The sequence below is a fragment of the Salibaculum sp. genome, from assembly GCF_035270045.1.
In the GTDB taxonomy this organism is placed as follows: Bacteria; Pseudomonadota; Alphaproteobacteria; order Rhodobacterales; family Rhodobacteraceae; genus Salibaculum.
In genome coordinates, this window is record NZ_DATFIP010000029.1 from 1 (window position 1) to 20,493 (window position 20,493).

The 20,493-nt window shown below is 66.9% G+C and carries 23 protein-coding genes; 7 read left to right on the forward strand and 16 right to left on the reverse strand.

The window, feature by feature from the left end:
• Together VJ897_RS04315 and VJ897_RS04320 are read right to left on the reverse strand one after the other, a co-directional pair.
• Positions 1–725 (reverse strand): GTP-binding protein (locus tag VJ897_RS04315; RefSeq protein WP_324053588.1); only part of this gene is annotated, 725 nt, incomplete at its 3' end.
• Between the two features lie 45 nt (positions 726–770).
• Positions 771–1,778 (reverse strand): Hint domain-containing protein, encoded by a 1,008-nt coding sequence (locus VJ897_RS04320; protein ID WP_324053590.1) that lies wholly within the window; start codon positions 1,776–1,778, stop codon positions 771–773.
• Between the two features lie 127 nt (positions 1,779–1,905).
• Here VJ897_RS04320 and VJ897_RS04325 point away from each other — a divergent pair, with 127 nt between their 5' ends.
• The 6 genes from VJ897_RS04325 to VJ897_RS04350 all read left to right on the forward strand — a co-directional run bounded on the left by VJ897_RS04325 (position 1,906) and on the right by VJ897_RS04350 (position 6,537).
• A complete protein-coding gene (locus VJ897_RS04325; protein ID WP_324053592.1) occupies positions 1,906–2,685 on the forward strand; it encodes an SDR family oxidoreductase in 780 nt (259 codons plus the stop codon).
• A gap of 93 nt (positions 2,686–2,778) precedes the next feature.
• Positions 2,779–3,858 (forward strand): ABC transporter ATP-binding protein, encoded by a 1,080-nt coding sequence (locus VJ897_RS04330; RefSeq protein WP_324053634.1) that lies wholly within the window; start codon positions 2,779–2,781, stop codon positions 3,856–3,858.
• Between the two features lie 237 nt (positions 3,859–4,095).
• Positions 4,096–4,311 carry a twin-arginine translocase TatA/TatE family subunit gene (locus tag VJ897_RS04335; protein WP_324053594.1) on the forward strand — a complete coding sequence of 72 codons (216 nt, stop codon included), beginning with the start codon at positions 4,096–4,098 and terminating at the stop codon, positions 4,309–4,311.
• 14 nt (positions 4,312–4,325) lie between these two features.
• Entirely contained in the window at positions 4,326–4,784 is a 459-nt protein-coding gene (tatB, locus tag VJ897_RS04340; protein WP_324053595.1) for a Sec-independent protein translocase protein TatB, read from the forward strand.
• Positions 4,781–5,695: a twin-arginine translocase subunit TatC gene (tatC, locus tag VJ897_RS04345; protein ID WP_324053596.1), complete on the forward strand. Its 915-nt coding sequence runs from the start codon at positions 4,781–4,783 to the stop codon at positions 5,693–5,695. Before tatB ends, tatC begins: the two co-directional genes overlap by 4 nt.
• A gap of 47 nt (positions 5,696–5,742) precedes the next feature.
• Positions 5,743–6,537: an ATP-binding protein gene (locus VJ897_RS04350; protein WP_324053636.1), complete on the forward strand. Its 795-nt coding sequence runs from the start codon at positions 5,743–5,745 to the stop codon at positions 6,535–6,537.
• 47 nt (positions 6,538–6,584) lie between these two features.
• On the opposite strand, the gene VJ897_RS04355 is transcribed toward VJ897_RS04350, so the two are convergent.
• From VJ897_RS04355 to pyrC, 14 genes are all read right to left on the reverse strand, one after another.
• On the reverse strand, positions 6,585–7,757 hold the full coding sequence (locus VJ897_RS04355) for a LysM peptidoglycan-binding domain-containing protein (RefSeq protein WP_324053598.1): 1,173 nt from the start codon (positions 7,755–7,757) through the stop codon (positions 6,585–6,587).
• Between the two features lie 110 nt (positions 7,758–7,867).
• Positions 7,868–8,485 carry a protein-L-isoaspartate(D-aspartate) O-methyltransferase gene (locus VJ897_RS04360; protein ID WP_324053638.1) on the reverse strand — a complete coding sequence of 206 codons (618 nt, stop codon included), beginning with the start codon at positions 8,483–8,485 and terminating at the stop codon, positions 7,868–7,870.
• 14 nt (positions 8,486–8,499) lie between these two features.
• Positions 8,500–9,288, reverse strand: coding sequence for a 5'/3'-nucleotidase SurE (surE, locus tag VJ897_RS04365; protein WP_324053599.1), 789 nt, complete (start codon positions 9,286–9,288; stop codon positions 8,500–8,502).
• A gap of 54 nt (positions 9,289–9,342) precedes the next feature.
• Positions 9,343–9,984: an SDR family NAD(P)-dependent oxidoreductase gene (locus VJ897_RS04370; RefSeq protein ID WP_324053600.1), complete on the reverse strand. Its 642-nt coding sequence runs from the start codon at positions 9,982–9,984 to the stop codon at positions 9,343–9,345.
• Positions 9,985–10,054: 70 nt separating this feature from the next.
• Positions 10,055–11,545, reverse strand: coding sequence for an amidophosphoribosyltransferase (purF, locus tag VJ897_RS04375; RefSeq protein WP_324053602.1), 1,491 nt, complete (start codon positions 11,543–11,545; stop codon positions 10,055–10,057).
• Positions 11,546–11,651: 106 nt separating this feature from the next.
• A complete protein-coding gene (locus tag VJ897_RS04380; protein WP_324053604.1) occupies positions 11,652–12,209 on the reverse strand; it encodes a CvpA family protein in 558 nt (185 codons plus the stop codon).
• Positions 12,210–12,249: 40 nt separating this feature from the next.
• Positions 12,250–13,614 carry a DNA repair protein RadA gene (radA, locus tag VJ897_RS04385; protein ID WP_324053606.1) on the reverse strand — a complete coding sequence of 455 codons (1,365 nt, stop codon included), beginning with the start codon at positions 13,612–13,614 and terminating at the stop codon, positions 12,250–12,252.
• 47 nt (positions 13,615–13,661) lie between these two features.
• Positions 13,662–14,105 (reverse strand): paraquat-inducible protein A, encoded by a 444-nt coding sequence (locus VJ897_RS04390; protein ID WP_324053608.1) that lies wholly within the window; start codon positions 14,103–14,105, stop codon positions 13,662–13,664.
• Positions 14,105–14,851, reverse strand: coding sequence for an ABC transporter ATP-binding protein (locus VJ897_RS04395; RefSeq protein WP_324053610.1), 747 nt, complete (start codon positions 14,849–14,851; stop codon positions 14,105–14,107). Before VJ897_RS04395 ends, VJ897_RS04390 begins: the two co-directional genes overlap by 1 nt.
• Complete coding sequence (locus VJ897_RS04400) at positions 14,848–15,624, reverse strand: MlaE family ABC transporter permease (RefSeq protein WP_324053612.1); 777 nt, start codon at positions 15,622–15,624, stop codon at positions 14,848–14,850. The genes VJ897_RS04395 and VJ897_RS04400 overlap by 4 nt, the downstream gene beginning before the upstream one ends.
• Positions 15,621–16,658, reverse strand: coding sequence for an alanine racemase (alr, locus tag VJ897_RS04405; protein ID WP_324053614.1), 1,038 nt, complete (start codon positions 16,656–16,658; stop codon positions 15,621–15,623). The genes VJ897_RS04400 and alr overlap by 4 nt, the downstream gene beginning before the upstream one ends.
• A 54-nt stretch (positions 16,659–16,712) precedes the next feature.
• Entirely contained in the window at positions 16,713–17,123 is a 411-nt protein-coding gene (locus VJ897_RS04410) for a VOC family protein (protein WP_324053615.1), read from the reverse strand.
• Positions 17,123–18,604 (reverse strand): replicative DNA helicase, encoded by a 1,482-nt coding sequence (locus tag VJ897_RS04415; RefSeq protein WP_324053617.1) that lies wholly within the window; start codon positions 18,602–18,604, stop codon positions 17,123–17,125. The genes VJ897_RS04410 and VJ897_RS04415 overlap by 1 nt, the downstream gene beginning before the upstream one ends.
• A 365-nt stretch (positions 18,605–18,969) precedes the next feature.
• On the reverse strand, positions 18,970–20,022 hold the full coding sequence (pyrC, locus tag VJ897_RS04420; RefSeq protein WP_324053619.1) for a dihydroorotase: 1,053 nt from the start codon (positions 20,020–20,022) through the stop codon (positions 18,970–18,972).
• A gap of 123 nt (positions 20,023–20,145) precedes the next feature.
• On the opposite strand from pyrC, the gene VJ897_RS04425 reads away from it, so the two are divergent.
• Positions 20,146–20,427: a hypothetical protein gene (locus VJ897_RS04425; protein ID WP_324053621.1), complete on the forward strand. Its 282-nt coding sequence runs from the start codon at positions 20,146–20,148 to the stop codon at positions 20,425–20,427.
• Positions 20,428–20,493: the final 66 nt, after the last annotated feature.

Genomic DNA, 20,493 nt, shown 5'->3' on the forward strand with positions numbered 1-20,493 from the left:
AGTTCGCGCGCCATCTCGACCTCTTCGCGGAGCTTGGCGACGAGGGTTTCGGGCACGTGTTCGTCGAGTTGTGGATCATCCAAGCCGTTGATCTTGATGGATTCCGCGACCTTGTTTCGGTCGGCGCGGTCCATCAGTTCGAGGCGGTTGTTGAGCATGTCGTAACATCCGACGAAATCGCGGCCCTGGCCGATGGGCCAACTGGCCGGGGTCACGTCGATGGCCAGATTTTCCTGAATTTCATCAATGATATCAAACGTATCGCGGCTCTCGCGGTCCATCTTGTTGCAGAAGGTCAGGATCGGCAGATCGCGCAGGCGGCAGACCTCGAAGAGCTTGCGGGTCTGGCTTTCGACGCCCTTGGCGCCGTCGATGACCATCACGGCGGCATCGACCGCCGTCAGCGTGCGATAGGTGTCCTCGGAGAAATCCGAGTGCCCGGGCGTGTCCACAAGATTGAAGCGGAAGTCTTTGAAATCAAAGGACATCGCGGAGGCCGTGACGGAAATGCCCCGGTCCTTTTCCATCTGCATGTAATCCGAGCGCGTGCGCCGCGCTTCGCCCTTGGCGCGGACCTGTCCGGCCATCTGGATGGCCCCGCCATAAAGCAGGAACTTCTCGGTCAGCGTGGTCTTGCCCGCGTCCGGGTGCGATATGATCGCGAAGGTCCGGCGGCGGGCGATTTCCGGGGGCAGGGCCGTGCGGTTCGTGGCGGGGTGTGTCATGGGGTCCCCATAGCCGCTGGCGTGGTGAAGGGCAACGCGCCGGGCTCAGGTCGCCGAAGAGGCGCGGCGCAACCGTCCCACGGTATCCGGGCGCCGGACCATGTCCTCCTGCACCTCGTAATCCAGGTGATGGCGCGCCTCGTGGTTCGGCAGCGTCTCGCCCAGCCGGGTGGCAAGCCCGCGGGGCAGTGCGGCGCGGGTCCGGCTGTCGACCAGCAGTGTCTCGGCCGCGATTCCCTCGGCGTAAATGATCTGGTGATCGTCGAAGAGCAGCTGGAAGTAGTCAACGAAGCCGCCGTCCTGCTGGTAGACGGTTTCGTTGTCGATCAGATGTCGCACCTTCACGAGCACCTCGGCCCGGCCCACGCCGATCTCGTCGCGGCGCTGGTAGATGAACAGCCTGTGTTCGGGTGATAACAGCAGGTCACGGGTATTGAACAGCGCGCCCGCGCGGATCACCACCGGGGCGAAATCGCCCACGGCGCGCAGCGTCGTCTCGCCGATCCAGCGGATCTCCTGCGGGCCGCTGTCGCGGGTCAGGACCCGGTCGCCGATCCTGAGCCGTTCGATGGGCACCTGCCGACCGGAGGCCAGCGTGATATGGGTGCCGCGGGCAAAGCTGACGAAGGCGACCTCGCCGAAGCGGGCCGGAGCGCTCTCGCGGTCGGCGCCGACCAGGCGGTAGTCGCTTTCCGCGCGCAGCGGCGCCAGAGGCAGCAGCAGGACATTGGCGGCCTCGTCCGCCTCGACCTCGACCATCACCAGCGCCTCCAGCGTCGTGCCGTCCGTGGCCATCAGGGTCAGGCAGCAGTCCAGGTAGAGCGCATTGCCCGGCGTGCCGATCTCCGATCCCGTCTCGATGCGCAGGCACTGGGCGGCCGTGTCCGAGGAATAGGCCAGTGCCACGCGCCGGGCCTCACGCGACAGCTGATAGACATCGTCCAACACGAGGTCGTCCAGAAACGAGATCGGGTCGCCCTCGGCGACGCCATCGCTCACGCGGAAGGCCTCGCACGGGAAGACCGGGATCGTGTGACTGGCTGCGGCGGTCATCTGGCCTCTTGAAGTTGTCTGTGGTGAATTGCGACCTTCTTACATAAGGATTGGGGCGAAAGCTGGTCAACGGTCGGTCGGATCAATGGCGATTGTATCACAAAGCGGAACGACAGGGAGAAATGCGATGGACTACGGAATCCGGGGAAAGCGGGCGCTGGTCTGTGCCTCGTCCAAGGGGCTGGGGCGCGGCTGCGCCGAGGCACTGGCCGAAGCCGGGGTGAACCTGATCCTCAATGCCCGCGGCGCCGAGACGCTGGAGGCCACGGAAGCAGAGATCCGCGCCGCCCACGGGGTCGAGGTCGCGACGGTGGTCGCGGACGTGGCAACGCCGCAGGGTCAGGACAGCGTGATCGCCGCCGCGCAGGGCGTGGATATCCTGGTGACGAATGCGGGCGGCCCGCCGCCGGGCATGTGGACGGACTGGGATCGCGACGATTTCATCGCGGCGCTGGACGCCAACATGCTGGCGCCCATCGCTCTGATGAAGGCGCTGTTGCCGAGCATGATGGACAGGGGCTGGGGCCGTGTCGTCAACATCACTTCGCAATCGGTAAAATCACCGATTCCCGTGCTGGGCCTGTCCAACTCGGCGCGCGCCGGGCTGACGGGCTATGTCGCGGGCACGGCGCGGCAGGTGGCGCCGCATGGCGTGACGATCAACAACCTTCTGCCCGGCATCCATGCGACCGACCGGGCAGACAGCCTCGACAAGGGGGTGAGTGAAAGCCAGGGCATTTCCATGGAAGAGGCCCGCGCCCAGCGGCAGGCCACGATCCCCGCCCGGCGCTACGGCACCGCGCAAGAGTTTGGCGCCATGTGCGCTTTCCTGTGTTCCGACCGGGCCGGGTTCGTCGTCGGCCAGAACATCCTTCTGGACGGTGGCGCGGTGAACGCCACGCTTTGACCTTGTTCCTTGGCCCTTGCCCCCGGGGCGGCAGGTTGCTATCTGCCCCCAGATACCCGATTTTTTCGGTCGGATAACGAGGCGCAGGTGGCACTGAAAACCCCAAGGCTGGAGGTCAGATCCCTGGTGAAATCCTACCAGGGCCGGCGCGTCGTCGACGACGTGTCGCTGTCGGTGCAACCGGGGCAGGTGACCTGCCTGCTGGGCCCTTCGGGCTGCGGCAAGTCCACGACGCTGCAAATGATCGCCGGGATCGAGATGCAGGACAGCGGCGAGATCTGGGCGGATGGCGCCTTGCTTTGCGACACGGTGCACCGCATCCCCCCCGAGGGGCGCGGCATCGGTCTGATGTTCCAGGACTTCGCCCTGTTTCCGCACCTGAGTGTGGCGCAGAACGTGGCCTTCGGCTTGCGTGGTCCCCGCGGCATCCTGCGTGACCAGGCCGAGGCGCAGCTGGAAAAGGTCGGGATGCTGGCCTATTCCGACAATTACCCGCACGAGCTTTCGGGCGGCGAGCAACAGCGCGTGGCGCTGGCCCGGGCGCTGGCGCCCAAGCCTTCGATCATGCTGATGGACGAACCCTTCAGCGGGCTCGACAACCGGTTGCGCGACGGCATCCGCGACGAAACCCTCGATCTGCTGAAAGAAGCGGGCGCAGCGGTTCTTCTTGTCACGCACGAGCCGGCCGAGGCCATGCGCATGGCCGACGAGATCGCGCTGATGCGCGACGGGCACATCGTCCAGCGCGGGGCGCCCTACAACATCTACAACACGCCCGTCGACAAGGAGGCCGCGGCTTTCTTCAGCGATATCAACGTGATCCGCGGCACCGCGCGCAATGCCCTGGTCGAGACAGCCTTCGGGCAGTTCCTGGCCCCCGGCACCCCCGACGGGACCGACCTCGATATCGTGATCCGGCCGCAGCACCTGAAGATCGATTTCGACCGCGACGGGCGCGGCCCGAACCCCACCGCCCAGGACGGAACCCCGGCGCGCGGCGTCGTGGAGCGCGCGCGTTTCATGGGCTCCGAAAGCCTGGTGGAATTCCGCATGGATTACGACGGTTCGCTGCTCAGGGCCGCGGTGCCCTCGGTCTTTCTGCCGAAACCGGGCACGGCGCTCTGGCTGATGATCCGGCGCGACCGTTGTTTCGTCTTTCCGCACGTGCCTTGAATGCCGCCGACCGGCCTGCGCGGTTGCGTCACACCCGGCCGCAGCGCGCGCGAATCGCCTGAATGATGCAGTAAGGTTTCCGAGCGCGCCGCCGGACTGGCCGCTTGAAAACCGGCGCCAGCCGGCATTAATCGGACAGACGTTGCGATTGTGCCTTTCATCGGCGGCCATATGCCCCTAATCCTCGGGGCTGAGTAACACATGCGGGCCCAGCGGCCCTCAGAGCGGAGAGATGACATGCTCAACAATATCGGCCTTCCCGGGCTTCTCCTGATTGCCATCGTCGTGCTCGTGCTTTTCGGGCGCGGCAAGATCTCGTCCTTGATGGGCGAAGTCGGCAAGGGCATCACCGCCTTCAAGAAGGGCGTGGATGACGGCACGAAAGAGCTCGATGCCGAGTCCGACGAGGTGGCAAAGGATGTCACCCCGGAAGACGAAGACACCAAAGCCTGATCGGCTGACGCGAGATGCCGGACATTGGCTGGACCGAGCTATTGGTGATCGGAATCGTGGCGCTGATCGTGGTCGGCCCCAAGGATCTTCCGGGCCTGTTCCGCGCTTTTGGCCGATTCACGGGCAAGATGCGCCGCATGGCGCGCGAGTTTTCCTCGGCCATGAACGCGGCCGCCGATAGTTCCGGCGTCAAGGACATCGACAAGACGATCCGCGCCGCCGCCAATCCGGCCAAGAGCGCGACCGATGCCGTCAAGAACACCGCGAAATCGGCGATGAAGCCCGGAGGCGAGACCGAGCGTCTCTCGCAGGAACGCAAGGAGGCCGCCGAGAAGATCCGCCAGAACGCCGCCCGCGTCGCCGAGCAACGCATGGCGCGTGAGGCCGCGGAGGCTGCCGATTCTTCCGAGGAGCCGGCCGGGGACACCGGCGAGACCGCGCCCGGCACGGGCCCGACGAAGGACAGCGCATGAGCACGGGCGACCGCACTGGCGACGAGATCGAGGACAGCGCCGCGCCGCTGATCGAGCACCTGACCGAGTTGCGCACGCGGTTGATCCGGTCGGTCATCGCCTTTCTGATCGGCATGGTGATCTGCTTCACCGTTGCCACGCCGATCTTCAACTTCCTGACCGCGCCGCTGTGCCAGGTCCTGTCCGAGCGCGGGCAGGATTGCGACCTGATCTTCATCTCGCCGCAAGAGGGCTTCTTCGTGGCGATCAAGGTCTCGCTGCTGGGCGGTTTCGCCCTGTCCTTTCCGGCCATCGCCCACCAGATGTGGCGGTTCGTCGCGCCCGGGCTCTACCGGTCCGAACAGGGCGCGTTCCTGCCGTTCCTAGTCGCATCGCCGTTCATGTTCTTCCTGGGGGCGGCCTTTGCCTTTTACGTGGTCACGCCGCTGGCCTATGATTTCTTCTTGGGGTTCCAGCAGTTCGGGCAGGAAGGCGAGGCCGTTGTCGGCGAGGAGGTCGCCCAAGGCCTTTCCGTGGTCTTCCAGGGCTCGGCGCAGGAATATTTGAACCTCACGATAAAGTTCATCCTGGCCTTCGGGCTCTGTTTCCAGCTGCCTGTCCTGCTGACGCTGATGGGCAAGGCCGGCCTGGTCAGTGCCCCCGGGCTGCGGCAGGTGCGCAAATACGCCGTCGTCGCCATCCTCGCGCTGGCGGCCCTGGTGACGCCGCCAGATGTCATCACGCAGGTGATCCTTTTCGTGGTGGTCTACGGGCTCTACGAGGTGTCGATCCAGCTGGTCGCCCGGGTCGAGCGCAAGCGCGAGGAAAGGCTGCGGGCCGAGGGGCTGTGGGTCGATGACGAGGACGACGCGGACGAGAACGAGGCTTCCGGGCGGGATGAGGACGACGCCGGGGAGGACGCGCGGAAGTGAGCCGGGAGGAGGAGGCTCTGCTGCGTATCGCGGGGGCGCTGGAGCGCATGGCTCCGGCGCCCGTTCCCGCCCCCGATTTCCGCATGGCGCCGGCCTTCGTCTGGCACCCGGACCCGGACCGTCTGACCCCGGTGGACGAGGTAAACCGCGTCGAGATCGACCTGCTCGTGGGCATCGACCGGTCCCGCGATACGCTGCGGCGCAACACCGTTCAGTTCGCCGGCGGGATGCCGGCCAACAACGCGCTGCTCTGGGGCGCGCGGGGGATGGGGAAATCCTCGCTCGTCAAGGCCGTGCACGAGGCCGTGGCGCGCCAGCACCCGCAGCTCAAGATCGTCGAGATCCAGCGCGAGGACCTGCCCAGCATCGGGCGGTGCCTGCACTTGCTGCGGGGGCGCGAGGAACGCTTCATCCTGTTCTGCGATGACCTGTCCTTTGCCAACGATGATCAGCACTACAAGGCGCTCAAGGCCGTGCTGGACGGTGGTGTCGAGGGACGACCCGATAACGTGGTGCTCTATGCCACGTCGAACCGCCGCCACCTGATGCCGCGCGACATGATCGAGAACGAGCGCTCAACCGCCATAAACCCTGCCGAGTCGGTCGAGGAAAGGGTCTCGCTGTCCGACCGCTTCGGGCTCTGGCTGGGGTTCCACCCCTGCGACCAGGACGATTACCTCGCCATGATCGAGGGCTATTGCGCGGCCTACGGCGTGACCTTCGACCGTGACAGCCTGCGCGCCGAGGCGATCGAGTGGCAGGCCACGCGGGGCGCGCGATCGGGCCGGGTGGCCTGGCAGTTCTTCACCGACCTGGCCGGTCGCGAGGGGGTGCGGATATGACCGACTTTCCGGAAATCCGTTGGCCGCTCAGAATCCCGTATTTCTGATCACGGCAGGTAATCGGCGGGATCGACCCGGTCGGTGCCATCGGCCACCTGCAACTGGAACGTGCTGTTCTCGCCCTCTGCCGTAAGCCCCAGGGTCTCGCCCTGGGAAACGGAATCGCCCTTGCTCACAGAGATGTCGGCCATGCCGATATAGACGGTCGAGATATTGTTGCCGTGGTTGACGAGGATGAACTTGGTTCCGTTCACCTCTTCACTGATGAGCCTGACCGTTCCGTCGGCGGCGGCGCGCACCGGCGCGGCCGAACCGGTCGAGAAGACAATGCCCCTGTTCTGGGGCGGGTTGTAGTCGCGGATGATGCTGCCGGAGACCGGGTAGATCAGCGGCGCATCCGTCGCCGCGGGGCTTTGGTCGCCGATGTCGGGGCTGGGCGGTGCCTCGTTCCGGGCGCCGGTCCCGGTGCTGTCTGCCGGAAGCGGCCGGGCGGCGCTGGGCGGGGTCGGGGTCTGCGTCCCGCGGCCCGGTTCGGTCACCTCGTCGGTGGGCGAGGGGGGCGCGGTCCCGCTGGCGGGGATCAGGAGTTGCTGACCCTCGCGGATCATCAGGTCGGCGCCCAGCCCGTTCCACTCGGCCAGGCCGCGCACCGGCACATCATAGAGCCGGGCGATGGAATAGACCGTTTCGCCGCGCTCGACCTGATGGCGCAGGGGTTCCACGCCGGTGGGGGCGCTGCTTTGCGGCGCCTCGCTCGCGGGCGGCGCCTGTTGCGGTTCGGCCCGGTCGATCGCTTCGGATGCCAGCGTGGTCAAGTCCACCTCCGAGGGGGGGCGGATCGGCCCGGTACCCGCGGCGCCGGTGGCAGGAGAGGGTTCGGCCACGCGCCCGGGCAGGGCGACGATCTCGTCCCGGCGCAACGGCGTGTCCGGGTCGATGGCATTGTAGCGGGCCAGTTCCTGAGCGCTGACCTCGAGCCGGCCGGCGATCTGGCGCACTGTCTCGCCCTGGCGGGCGACCACCACCTGGTAGCCGGGGTAGGAGATGACGCCGCGGTTGTCGGGCCGCGGGCGGTCGGGCAATTCGGCAACCGATTGCGACGTGTCGAACCCCCCGCCAAGGTCGCGCAGGTCAAGGTCGGCCAGGTTGCCATCGGCATCGCAGGCGGCCAGGGTGATCAGCGCGGTGCCCGCCAGCAACAGGCGTCCGGGCCGGATCACGGACCGGGAGACGGGGCAAGAGGGGCGTGTGAACATCGGCTCGGTCCTCGGAGGCTGGGGCGATCGTTCTGTCGGTCTGCGTCGCCTTTGAAGGAGAGTATAGGGGAAAATCAGTCGGTGCCCAAGCCCCCGACAAGCGGCACGAAACGCACCGGGCGCAGTTCCTCGTAGTCGAAACCATCCTCGCCCCGGGTCACCCGGATCAGCGATTGCACGGTGTCGGATTGACCCACTGGAAGCACCATGACCCCTCCGGGCTTGAGCTGGGCCAGCAGCGGGCCGGGCGGGTCCTCGGCGGCGGCGGTCACGACGATCCGGTCGAAGGGGGCCTGATCGGGCAACCCGTGGCTGCCGTCCGAGGTCATGGCGGTGATGTTGGTCAGGTCCATCTCCTCGAACAGGGTGCGGGCTTCCTGGACCAGGCGCTTGTGACGGTCCACGGTGTAGACCCGCCGTGCCAGGTGGCTGAGGATCACCGCCTGGTAGCCCGAGCCGGTGCCCACTTCGAGCACCTTGTCGCGGGGCTGCACCTTCAGGGCCTGGGTCATCAGCCCGACCACCGAGGGCTGCGAGATGGTCTGCCCGCAGGCGATGGGCAGGGGCATATCCTCGTAGGCGCGGTCAGCGAAATGGCCCTTGACGAAGCGCGACCGGTCGGTGCGCTCCATGGCCACAAGCGTGCGCGCGTCCGTCACCCCCTTGGAGCGCAGCGCGTAGACGAAGCGCATCTGCTGCTCGGGGGTCACGCCAGCGCCTCGTGCAGGGCATTGAGCCGGTCATGGGCGGTCAGGTCCGCGCGCATCGGCGTGACCGAGATATACCCATCGAGGTTGGTCGCCGCATCGCTTCCCGGTTCGGTTGGCGCGTGCTGGACGCCGCCCTTGACCCAGAGGAACCTCCGCCCAGAGGGCGAATGCGTGGGCTCTACGGAGAAACCCGTGTCGCGGCGGAAGCCCTGCGGGGCCGCGCGCGGGCCCTTGACCGCGGCCGCCGGGACGGGTGGGAAGTTCACGTTGTAAAACAGCCGGTAATCGGCGTCACTGTCCCAGGCCGCGCGGTCCAGCAGGGTGCGCACGAGGGCAACGCCGTGGACGGCGGCGGCCTCGAACGGGGTGTCGCCCTTCGCGTTGCCGGGGCCGAAGTACTGCGACAGGGCGATGGCAGGCAGGCCCTGCAGGGCGGCCTCCATCGCGCCGCCGATGGTGCCCGAATACATCGCGTTCTCCGCGGCGTTGTTGCCGCGGTTCACGCCCGAGAGCACGAGGTCGGGCCGGCTCCCGGCCATGACGTCGTAAAGCCCGGCCAGCACGCAATCGGCCGGCGACCCTTCGGCGGCAAAGCGGCGCTCGCCCAGCTGCGCGATCATGGTCGGATGGCTGTAGGAAATGCAGTGGCCAACGCCGGATTGCTCGAAGGCGGGGGCGACGGTCCAGACCTCGCCCCGGGGGCCCGCGATCTCGGTCGCGATGGCGTGCAGGACCGCGAGGCCCGGCGCGTTGATCCCGTCGTCGTTGGTGATGAGAATGCGCATGTCCGCCCCCTTTTGCGCCTGTCTATCCACGGCGCAGGCGGGCGGCAAGGACTGCTATCGCGAGATCTGTGTCAGAAGCCGCCCGGCCTCGTCCTCGGGGGGGGTCAGGGCGCTGCGGTCCTCGCCGGGGTGAAAGCGGCCGCGGGTCGCCGTGGGCATGGGGCGCGGCGTAAGAACACGCACATCAGGCCCGGTCTTGGCGGATTCGGCCTGCCAGCTGCGGGCCAGCGCGATCTGCGCCGCCTTCGAGGCGCCATAGGCCCCGTAGTAGGGCTGGCCGGCTTGTGGATCATCGAAGAACACCGCCCGTCCCCCGGTGCCCAGCAAGGGCGCGACATAGCCGATCAGCCGCTGGGTGGCCGAGACGTTGACGGTCATGGAGCTGTCGAAATCCTTGGCGACCATGGCCGCGGCGGGCGACAGGGGCGCGGCATGAACCGCCGTGTGAACCCACAGATCCACCTTGCCCCAGCGGTCATGGATCGAGCGGCACAGCTGTTGCATGGCCGCGTCTGTGGTGATGTCCATGGGCGCCAGCGTCGCCTCGCCGCCCCGGGCGCGGATACGGTCGTCCAGCTCTTCCAGGGCGCCGGTGGTCCGGCCCACGGCAACGATGTGATGGGCCGGGGCGAGGGCTTGGGCGAGGGCGGCGCCGAGGCCGCGGCTGGCACCGGTGATGAGCGCGATCGAGGTCATGGCCCGCTGTTATGCCAGCACGCGAGGCTTGGCAATCCCGTCCAGCGGGCCTCGCCGACCGCCGCCGTGTCTATTCGGCGGCCTTCATCTGGAAACCTTGCTCCAGCATGTCGGTGGGTTTTACCGGGTACTCTCCCGAGAAGCAGGCGTCGCAGTATTGCGGGCAACCGTTGTCGCGGCCGCGGGCCTCGCCCACGGCACGGTAAAGCCCATCGAGCGAGATGAACTTGATGCTGTCTACCCCCAGGTGATCGCGCATCTCGTCCTCGGACATCGTGGCGGCCAGCAGCTTTTCGCGCTGGGGCGTGTCCACCCCGTAGAAACAGGGCCAGGCGGTGGGCGGACTGGCGATGCGGAAATGCACCTCGGCCGCGCCGGCATCCAGGATCATGTCCTTGATCTTGCGGCTGGTGGTGCCGCGCACCACGCTGTCGTCGACAAGGATCACCCGCTTGCCCTTGATCAGCGCGCGGTTGACGTTGAGTTTCAGCCGCACACCCATATTGCGGATCTGCTCGGTCGGTTCGATGAAGGTCCGGCCCATGTACTGGTTGCGGATGATCCCCATCGCATAGGGAATGCCGCTTTGCAGGCTGTATCCGATGGCCGCCGGCGTGCCGCTGTCCGGCACGGGGCAGACAAGGTCGGCCTCGACCGGGCTTTCCTTGGCCAGTTCGCGGCCGATGTTTTCCCGCGTGGAATAGACGGACTGGCCGCCCAGGATGCTGTCGGGGCGGCTGAAATAGACGTGCTCGAAGATGCAGAAGCGCGACTCGGCCGGGCGGAAGGGACGATGGCTCTGCACGCCCTTCTCTGCGGAAATCACCACCATCTCGCCCGGTTCGATCTCGCGCAGGAACTCGGCCCCGATGATGTCGAGCGCGCAGGTCTCGCTGGCCAGGACCCAGCCATCGCCCAGCTTGCCCAGAACCAGCGGGCGCACGCCCAGCGGGTCGCGGCAGCCCATCAGCTTGGTCCGGGTCATGGCGACGACGGAAAAGGCGCCCTCGACCTTGCGCAGGGCCTCTTCCATGCGATCGGGGATGGTGCGACCCATGGACCGCGCCATCAGGTGAATGATGCATTCGCTGTCGCTGGAGGACTGGAAGATCGAGCCGCGCTCGATCAACTCCTTGCGCAGTTGCAGCGCGTTGGTGATGTTGCCGTTATGCGCCAATGCCGCGCCGCCCATGGAAAATTCGCCGAAGAAGGGCTGCACGTCGCGGATCTGTGTGCCGCCCTTGGATCCGGCGGTGGAATAGCGCACGTGGCCGATGCCGATCGGGCCGGGTAGGGTGGCCAGCAACTTTTCCGAGGTGAAATTGTCGCGCACGAGGCCGAAGCGGCGGGTCGAATTGAAGCCGTGTTCGGCATCATGGGTGACGATACCGCCAGCCTCCTGGCCGCGGTGTTGCAAGGCATGAAGCCCGAGCGCAACGATCGACGCGGCATCCGACACCGCGACCGTGCCGAAGACCCCGCATTCCTCTTTCAGCTTGTCGTCGTCTGACCCGTCTCCAGCATAGTCGAAAGGATGGGCGGGTGGCAGCACCTTGGTCACGAATGGACCCTCCGAATCTCACGGACTGAACCTAGGCTCCCACATAGTGCCACGCGGCGCGACTGTCACGGAACGATTACAAAGGCGCGCCGCACGGCTGGCGCCGTCACGTCGGGTTGCAGCCTGCCACCAGTTGTTCGTACTGGGTGGTGATCCAGCCGAGCGCCTGCTCCGGGTCCTCCGAGCGCATGCGCTCGGTGAAGCTGGCGAAAACGGCGCTCGAGCGGCTGTCGTCGACCATGGCGACCTGTTGCGTTTCCAGGATGGTCTCGTAGACGAAGAAGGCCACGGCCACCAAAAGGATGCCCCGCAGCGCCCCGAAGAGGAAGCCCAGCCCCTGGTCAAGGCCGCCCAGCGCGGACCGCTGCACCAGCGTGGAAAACAGCGGCGTGAAGATCGACACGACCACCAGGACGACGGCAAAGACCGCGGCAAAGGCGGCGATCATGGACAATTCGCAGCTGTCGCCGATGAAGTCGCCCAGCACGGGGATCTGGCGCACCAGCGGCGTGACCCGGTCGGCAAAGATGAAGGCGATCACGGCGGCAGCTACCCAGCCCGCGATGGCCATGATCTCGCGAACCAGGCCGCGACTGTAGGCCAGCAAGGCCGACAACACGATGATAACGGCCACGATGCCGTCAATGAGGGTGAAATCGCCCATGGTGTCCCGGCCCCTTGTTCCTCTGGCGGTGCCCCCACGGCTAGCGCGCCCCGAAGACCCCTTCGACGAATTCCGGCAGGCCGCGCATTTCGCGCAAGGCGACGCCACCGGACCCCACGCGTTTCGCCCGCACCGGGGTTATCGCCGATCTAAAACCAAGTTTCGAGGCTTCTTTCAACCGATTTTCGGTCTGGGCCACCGGGCGCAGCGCCCCCGACAGCGAGATTTCCCCGAAGACGACACAGTCGGCGGGCAGGGCCGCGTCCTCCTTGGCCGAGATCAGCGCAGCGGCCACGGCCAGGTCGGCAGCCGGTTCGCCGACCCGCAGGCCCCCCGCCACGTTCAGGTAGACGTCAAGCCCGGTAAAGGGCAGCCCCGCCCGCGATTCCAGCACTGCCAGGATCATCGCCAGGCGTCCGCCATCCCAGCCCACGACGGTGCGGCGCGGTTGCGAATGGGGCGAGGGCGCCACGAGGGCCTGGAATTCGCACAGCATCGGGCGCGACCCTTCGATCCCGGCAAATACGACCGAGCCGGGCGCCGGGTCACCGCGTTCGGACAGGAACAGGGCCGAAGGATTCCTCACCTCGATCAGCCCCTTGCCGGACATCTCGAAGACGCCGATCTCGTCGGCGGGGCCGAAGCGGTTCTTGTGGCTGCGCAGGATGCGGAACTGGTGGCCGCGCTCGCCCTCGAAGTAAAGAACCGTGTCCACCATGTGTTCGACCACGCGTGGCCCTGCGATCTGGCCGTCCTTGGTGACATGGCCGACCATGACGACGGCGATGCCCCGCCGCTTTGCGAAACTGGTCAACTCGTGGGCGGCGGCGCGCACCTGGCTGACCGAGCCCGGCGCGGCCTCGACGGAATCCAGCCACATCGTCTGGATGGAATCGATGATGACCAGGTCCGGTGCCTCGGCCTCAAGCGTGGTCAGGATGTCGCGCAGGCTGGTCTCGCTGGCCAGTTGCACGGGGCTTTCGGTCAGCTCCAGCCGCCTTGCGCGCATCTGCACCTGGGCGGCGGATTCCTCACCCGAGACGTAAAGCACCTTGAGCCCGGTGCGCGCGAAACGGGCCGCGGCCTGCAAAAGCAACGTGGACTTGCCGATCCCCGGGTCGCCGCCCACCAGCAGGGCACTGGCCTTGACGAGGCCGCCGCCCAGCACGCGGTCCAGCTCGGCCACGCCGGAATGGGTGCGCGGCGGTTCGGGTTGTTCAGTGGCGAGATCGGTCAACTCCAGCGCGCGGCCGCGCTTGACGCCCAGCCCCTTCGCCTTGGGGCCCGTGGAAAGGGGCTTGGCCTCTTCAATCGAGTTCCAGGCTCCGCAGGCGTCACACCGGCCCGACCACTTGGAATGGGCGGCGTTGCAAGCGGTACAGATAAAGGAGAGGTCCTTGGCCATGTTCACCTTTTGGCCCAATTCGCGGGTCCTGTCCATGGGGCCTGCCCTCAGGCGCGCATCTGCCGTTCTGTCAGACCCGAGATCAGGATCGCGGCCAGAACGCAGCCTGTGAAGAGGTAAAGCCCCCAGGCCCCCTCGACCGAAGCGCGGCTGACGCCCTTGACCACCACGACATAGAGCGCGATCAGGAAAACATCCGCCATCGCCAGCTTGCCCAGCCAGGCCAGCGCGGGCAGGGCGCGGGTGTCCAGCAGGCGAAACTGCACCAGCGCCAGCCCGATGCACTTGAGGTAGGGGGCGAAAAGCGCCAGCGCGGTGACAATCACCGCCAGGAAGACGTCGCTGCCCCAAAGGCTCTGCAGCCCCGAGACGATGGATATTTCGTTCATGCCGAAAAGCGGCAGAAACCCCGCCCGCAGCAAGGGCGCGAACCAGGCCACCGGGAACAGCACCAGCAGGGCGAGGTTGCTCGCGCGCAGGGTGGCGTCCATCAGCGCACCGCCTCGATCGGCCCCTCGGCGCTGCCGGTGATGAACTGGTGCAGGTAGGGGTCGTCGCTGTCGTCCATCTGCGCCACCGGCCCGGACCAGCGCACCTTGCCAGCGTGCAGCATGGCCACGTCGTCCGCGATGGCGCGCACGGATGTCATGTCGTGGGTGATGGTGATGGCCGTCGCGCCCATCTCGGTGACGATCTCGCGGATCAGGTCGTTGATGACGCCCGACATGATCGGGTCCAGCCCCGTCGTGGGCTCGTCGAAGAAGATGATCTCGGGCTCGGCGGCGATAGCGCGGGCCAGCCCGACGCGTTTCTGCATCCCGCCCGAAAGTTCGGCCGGCAGGCGGTCGGCCACGTCCGGGGAAAGGCCCACCCGGCGCAGTTTCTCGATGGCGATCTCGCGCGCCTCCGCCTTGGGACGCTTGAGATGGCCACGTAGCAGGCGAAAGGCCACGTTCTGCCAGACCGGCAGGCTGTCGAAGAGCGCGCCGCCCTGGAACAGCATCCCGAAGCGGGCGAGGAAGGCGTCGCGGTCTGCCTTCGTCACGTCCTGGCCGTCAACCTCGATTTTGCCGCTGTCGGGGGTGATGAGGCCGAGGATGCACTTGATCAGCACCGACTTGCCCGTGCCCGAGCCGCCGATGACCACCATGCTTTCGCCCTTGGGCACGTGCAGGTCGGCGCCGCGCAGCACCGCCTTGGTGCCGAAGGATTTATGCAGGTCGGTCAGCCGGATCATGCGGAAAAGAACGCCTCCGTCAGAAGGAAGTTCGCCGCCAGGATCAGCACCGCGGCAGCCACGACGGATGTCTTGGTCGCCCGGCCCACGCCCATGGCGCCCCTGTCCGACTGCATCCCGTAATAGCAGCCCATCAGCGCGGCGATGAAACCGAAGACGGCGCCCTTGACCAGCGACGAGATGATGTCGAGCCGTGTCAGGAAATCGGCGGTGTTCTTGAGATAGGCCGCGGCGTTGAAGCCCAGCCGCTCCGTGCCCACCAGAAAGCCGCCCATGATGCCGATGATGTCACCGATCCCAACCAGAATCGGCATGACCAGCGTGGCCGCCAGAACGCGCGGCAGGGTCAGGTATTTCATCGGGTGGGTCGAAAGCGTGACCAGCGCGTCGATCTGCTCGGTCACTTTCATGGTGGCGATCTCGGCGGCGATGCTCGACGTCACCCGCGCCGCGATCATCAGCCCCACCAGGACCGGGCCAAGTTCGCGCACCATGCCGATGGCCACGATCTGCGGCACCACCGCCTGCGCGTCGAAGCGCGACCCGCCCGCGTAGATTTGCAGCGCCAGCGCGCCGCCGGTGAACAGCGCCGTCAGCCCCACGACGGGCAGCGAGAAATAGCCGATCTGCACGAGCGCATGGCCGAATTCACGAAAGTAGAACGGTGGGCGCGCGAGGTGCGACACCGTCTGCCCGACAAAGATCGCCAGCCGCCCGATCGCGGCCAGCAGCCCCAGGACCGAGGCGCCCGTGGCCGCCAATGCCCGTGTCATGCGCCCGAATACCGGCGCTGGTAGCGCCCACCCAGCGCGGTCAGCACCTCGTAGCCGATGGTGCCGGACTGTTCGGCGATGTGATCGACGGTCTGGTTGGCCGACAACAGCGAGAGACTGCCCGGCACCTCGTCGAGGTCGGTGACATCGGCGGTGATCAGGTCCATAGAGACACGGCCCACCACCGGCACCGGCTGGCTGCCGTGCCACAGCTGCGTCTTGTTGGACAGCACGCGGTGGATACCGTCGGCATAGCCCGCGCTGACCGTCACCAGCTTGGTGGGCCGCCGCGCCGTCCACGTGTTCCCGTAGCCCACCGTTTCGCCCTGCGCCACGTCGCGCAACTGGATGACGGGCAGGTCCAGGTGTGCCACCGGTTGCGCATCGGCGAAGGGCAGACCGCCGTAAAGGCCGACACCGGGCCGGGTCAGATCGAAGTGATACTCGGGGCCCATCTGGATGGCCCCCGTCGCGGCCAGCGACCGTGGCACTTTGATGCCGTCGGTCATCAGGTGGAATTCATCCAGCTGCTGGCGGTTCATGGGGTGATCCGGGTCGTCCTGGCAGGCCAGGTGGCTCATCACCAGCTGGCAGTTCTGGCCCAGGGCGATCTCGGCGACGCTGGCCCAGTCGTCAATCTCCATCCCAAGCCGGTTCATCCCGGTGTCGAGCTGGATGCCGAAGGGATGGTCGGGCAGGCTTTCCAGGTGGCGGGTCAGTTGGCCCACGGTGTTGATCATGGGGGTCAGGCCCATGTCCCCGATCATGTCGGTATCGCCGCGCATGTGGCCCGAGAAGACGCAGATCGCCGGGTTCGGCCCCAGCGCCTCGCGCAGCTTGACCCCTTCTTCGGCGACCGCCACGAAAAAGGTCTTCGCGCCCGCGCGCGCCAGCGCCCGCGCCACCTTCTCCACCCCCAGCCCGTAGCCGTCGGCCTTGACCACCGCGGCCGTCTCGGCCCCGGTCATGGCGTCAAGCGCCTGCCAGTTGCGTGCCAGCGCGGTCAGATCGATATTGAGGAATCCGGTCGACATGGCCGGGGTTTTGACAGGTGGCAGGCAGGGGGGCAAGCGCGGTTTTGCGGCCCTTCACGCCGGCGGATCGAAGATCTCGACGCCTTTTTCGGGGCGGGCGCGGCAATGGGCCAGGCGAGAGGCCAAGTCGCCCTCGTGCAGTTCAAGCCTGTGCCCGTCCGGATCGAGGACATAGAGGCTTTCGCCTTCGCTTCGGTTCTCTTGCCACCTCGGCAGATCGGCAAGCCGCTCACGCAGGGCTGCAAGGCCGCCGGGGGCGACATCAAGCGCGAGATGGCTGTAATCTGTCGCGGGGGCCGCTGACCGGGCCCGGGCGAGGCAAAGCCAAAGCGTTCCCAGCTCAAGATAGGCGCCATCGGCCCACAGGGCCCGCAGGACCCCGCCCAGCCGGTCGCGGTAAAAGCGCACCGCGCGGTCCAGGTCGGTGCAGGACAGGGTGACGTGATTGACCCCGGTGATCGTCATCAGCCGAAGTCGCCCGCGCCCTGTTGCCAAGGCTTGACCAGGTTGCCGAAGCGGGTGAACTGGCTTTCGAAGGCCAGTTCCACCGTGCCGATGGGGCCGTGGCGCTGCTTGCCGATGATGACCTCTGCCTTGCCGTGCAGCCGCGCCATTCGTTCCTGCCAGCCCGCCATCTCGTCGAGCTTGTCCTCGGAGGGCTTTTCGCGCTCGACATAGTATTCCTCGCGGAAGACGAACATCACCACGTCGGCGTCCTGCTCGATCGAGCCGGATTCGCGCAGGTCCGACAGTTGCGGGCGCTTGTCGTCGCGGCTTTCGACCTGGCGCGACAGCTGCGACAGGGCCATGACGGGGATGTCCAGTTCCTTGGCGATGGCCTTGAGGCCCATGGATATCTCGGCGATTTCCTGCACCCGGTTTTCAGCGTTGCCGCGCAGCAGTTGCAGGTAGTCCACGATCAGCAGGTCCAGCCCGTGGGTGCGCTTGAGCCGCCGGGCCCGGGCCGCGACCTGGGAGATTGGCAGGGCGGGGGTGTCGTCGATGAACAGCGGGCAGGCCTCCAGTTCCTTGGCCGCCTCGACGAAACGGCGGAACTCGGTCTCGTCCATGTCCCCCTGGCGGATCTTGTGGCTGGAGATTTCCGAGGCCTCGGCGAGAATCCGTCCTGCCAGTTGCTCGGCGCTCATTTCCAGGCTGAAAAAGCCCACCACGCCACCGTCCACCGCGCCCTCGGTGCCATCGGACAGCTTGCCGCGCTTGTAGGCCTTGGCGACGTTGAACGCGATGTTGGTGGCCAGCGAGGTCTTGCCCATCGAGGGCCGCCCGGCCAGGATCAGCAGGTCCGAGGAGTGCAGACCACCCAGCTTGGTGTCCATGTCCGCCAGTCCCGTGGCAACACCGGCGAGGCCGCCCTCGCGCTGGTAGGCCGCGTTCGCCACATTCACCGCGTCCGTTACGGCCTTGAGAAAGCTCTGGAATCCGCTTTCGGACTGGCCCTGTTCGGCAAGCTGGTAGAGCTTCTGCTCGGCTTCGACGATCTGTTCGCGCGGTTCGCTGTCCACGTCCACCCGCGCGGCCTTGGCCGAGATGTCCTGGCCGACCTGGATCAGCTCGCGCCGCACGGCGAGGTCATAGATCATCTGTGCGTAGTCGCGCGCGGCAAAGGCCGAGATCGCCGCCCCGGCGAGCCGCGCGAGATAGGCCGGTCCGCCCAGTTCCTTGAGCCCCTCGTCGTCCTCCAGGAAGGCCTTGAGCGTCACGGGCGAGGCCAGGGCGTTCTTCTGGATGCGCGCGGCGGCGGTCTCGAAAATGCGGGCATGGACCGGATCATAGAAATGATCGGGCCGAACGATCGAGGCGATGCGGTCGAAGACATCGTTGTTTGTCAGGATCGCCCCCAGCAGCTGCTGTTCGGCTTCGATTGAATGGGGCAGGTTGCCGCCCTCGCCGTCGCCGCTGGCGTTGAATGTGGTGATCTCGTTCATCCTGCGCGCCCCGATTCCCGCTGTTCTGTTCCAGCCCCCGGGGTCTAGCCGTTGCGCGGGGCTCAGGCCATCTGCAAAAAGCTGGGGACAGGCTGTGGACAAGGCGCAAATTCGCGCCCGCCATGTCTGGCTTGTAGCATATATGGGGGGCCGGTGTCCAAGATACGCAACACTGGCCAAGTGTGGGTCATAATGTCCTCGGGATGGCCCGGTATCGCTCCACAGGTTATCCCAAGGAAATCAGGCTTGTCCACGTTCGGCAGGCCACTGCGGACCCTGCCGCGGCGGCGCGCGGGCCGCCGTTCCCCGGGTGACGGGTCTCGATCTCGCTCAGGATCGGCGCGGTCCGGCGGGCGCCGTCGGCGTCATCCCGCGACATGCCAGTGCAGCGGGAAACCGGGATCGAAGACCGTGACCGGGCCGTCGCCGGTCTCGATCCGGTCGGGGTAGGCGACGGGATCGCCCTTGACCAGCGTGATCGTCTCCTCGTTGACGGGCAGCTTGTAGAAACGCGGCCCGTTGCGCGAGGTAAAGGCCTCCAGCTGGCCCAGTTTGCCGGCCGCGTCAAAGACCTCGGCAAGGCAGGAAAGGGTGTTGGGCGCGGTGAAACAGCCCGCGCAACCGCAGGGCTGCAGCTTGTTGGCGTCATTGTGCGGGGCGCTGTCGGTGCCCAGGAAAAAGCGCCGGTCGCCGCTGGTGGCGGCCTGGACCAGCGCGATGCGGTGGGCTTCGCGCTTGGCCACGGGCAGGCAGTAATAATGCGGCTTGATCCCGCCGACCAGGATGTCGTTGCGGTTGATGATCAGGTGGTGCGTGGTGATCGTGGCTGCCAGGCCCCGGGGTGTGTCACGGACATAGTCCACCGCGTCCTGGGTGGTGACGTGTTCCATGACGACGCGCAGGTCGGGGGTCTTCTTGCGGATCGGCTTGAGCACCTTGTCGATGAACACGGCCTCGCGGTCGAAGATGTCCACCTCGGGGTGTGTGACCTCGCCATGCACGCAAAGGGGGCAGCCGATCTCGGCCATCTTTTCCAGCACGGGGCGGATCTTGTCGAAGTCTCGAACGCCGCCGGCGGAATTCGTGGTCGCCCCGGCGGGGTAGAGCTTGGCCGCCGTCACCAGGCCCTCGGCATGGGCGCGGGCCAGGTCCTCGGGGTCCGTGTCCTCGGTCAGGTACAGCGTCATGAGGGGCTGGAAGTTGCTGCCCTCCGGCAGGGCGGCCAGGATCCGGTCGCGATAGGCGGCAGCCTGTGCGCCGGTGACCACCGGCGGCACAAGGTTGGGCATGATGATGGCCCGCGCGAAATGGGCGGCGCTGTGGGGCAGCACGCCCTTGAGCATCTCGCCATCGCGAAGATGCAGATGCCAGTCGTCGGGACGGCGGATTGTCAGCCGGGTCGGGTCGGATTTGCTCATGGGCAGGCCATACACCGTCGGGCCCGCGCTTTCCAGCCTGTTCGTAATCGGGCCGGGGCGAAACGCGGGGACTTGATCGGCGCCCGGGCCTTCCCACATCCGGGCGGTAGAACGGAGGATCGCATGTTCGGTTTCATCATCGCCCTGCTGGCGGGGGTCCTGACCCCGCATATCGAACCCTCGGTGGCGCGGCCCCTGGCCCGCGCGCTGTCGCGACACATGCCGGTCGAGGAGGGCGAGACGCGCCTCCTGGCCTTTCTCGTGGCACTGGTGGGGGCAGGGGTGCTCTGTGCGCTGTTCGACACGGGGTCGCCGCTTGGCGTCGCGTTCGGTGCCGGGCTGGGGTATTTCGGTCTGCGCCTTCTCGCGGCGATGCAAAAGGCGCTGGACCCGGGCGGCCGATAGACCTGCCCCGGGGGGGCGATGACCGGGGCGGTCGATGGCTGTCTGTCGTGCAGTTGGTCGGCCCCG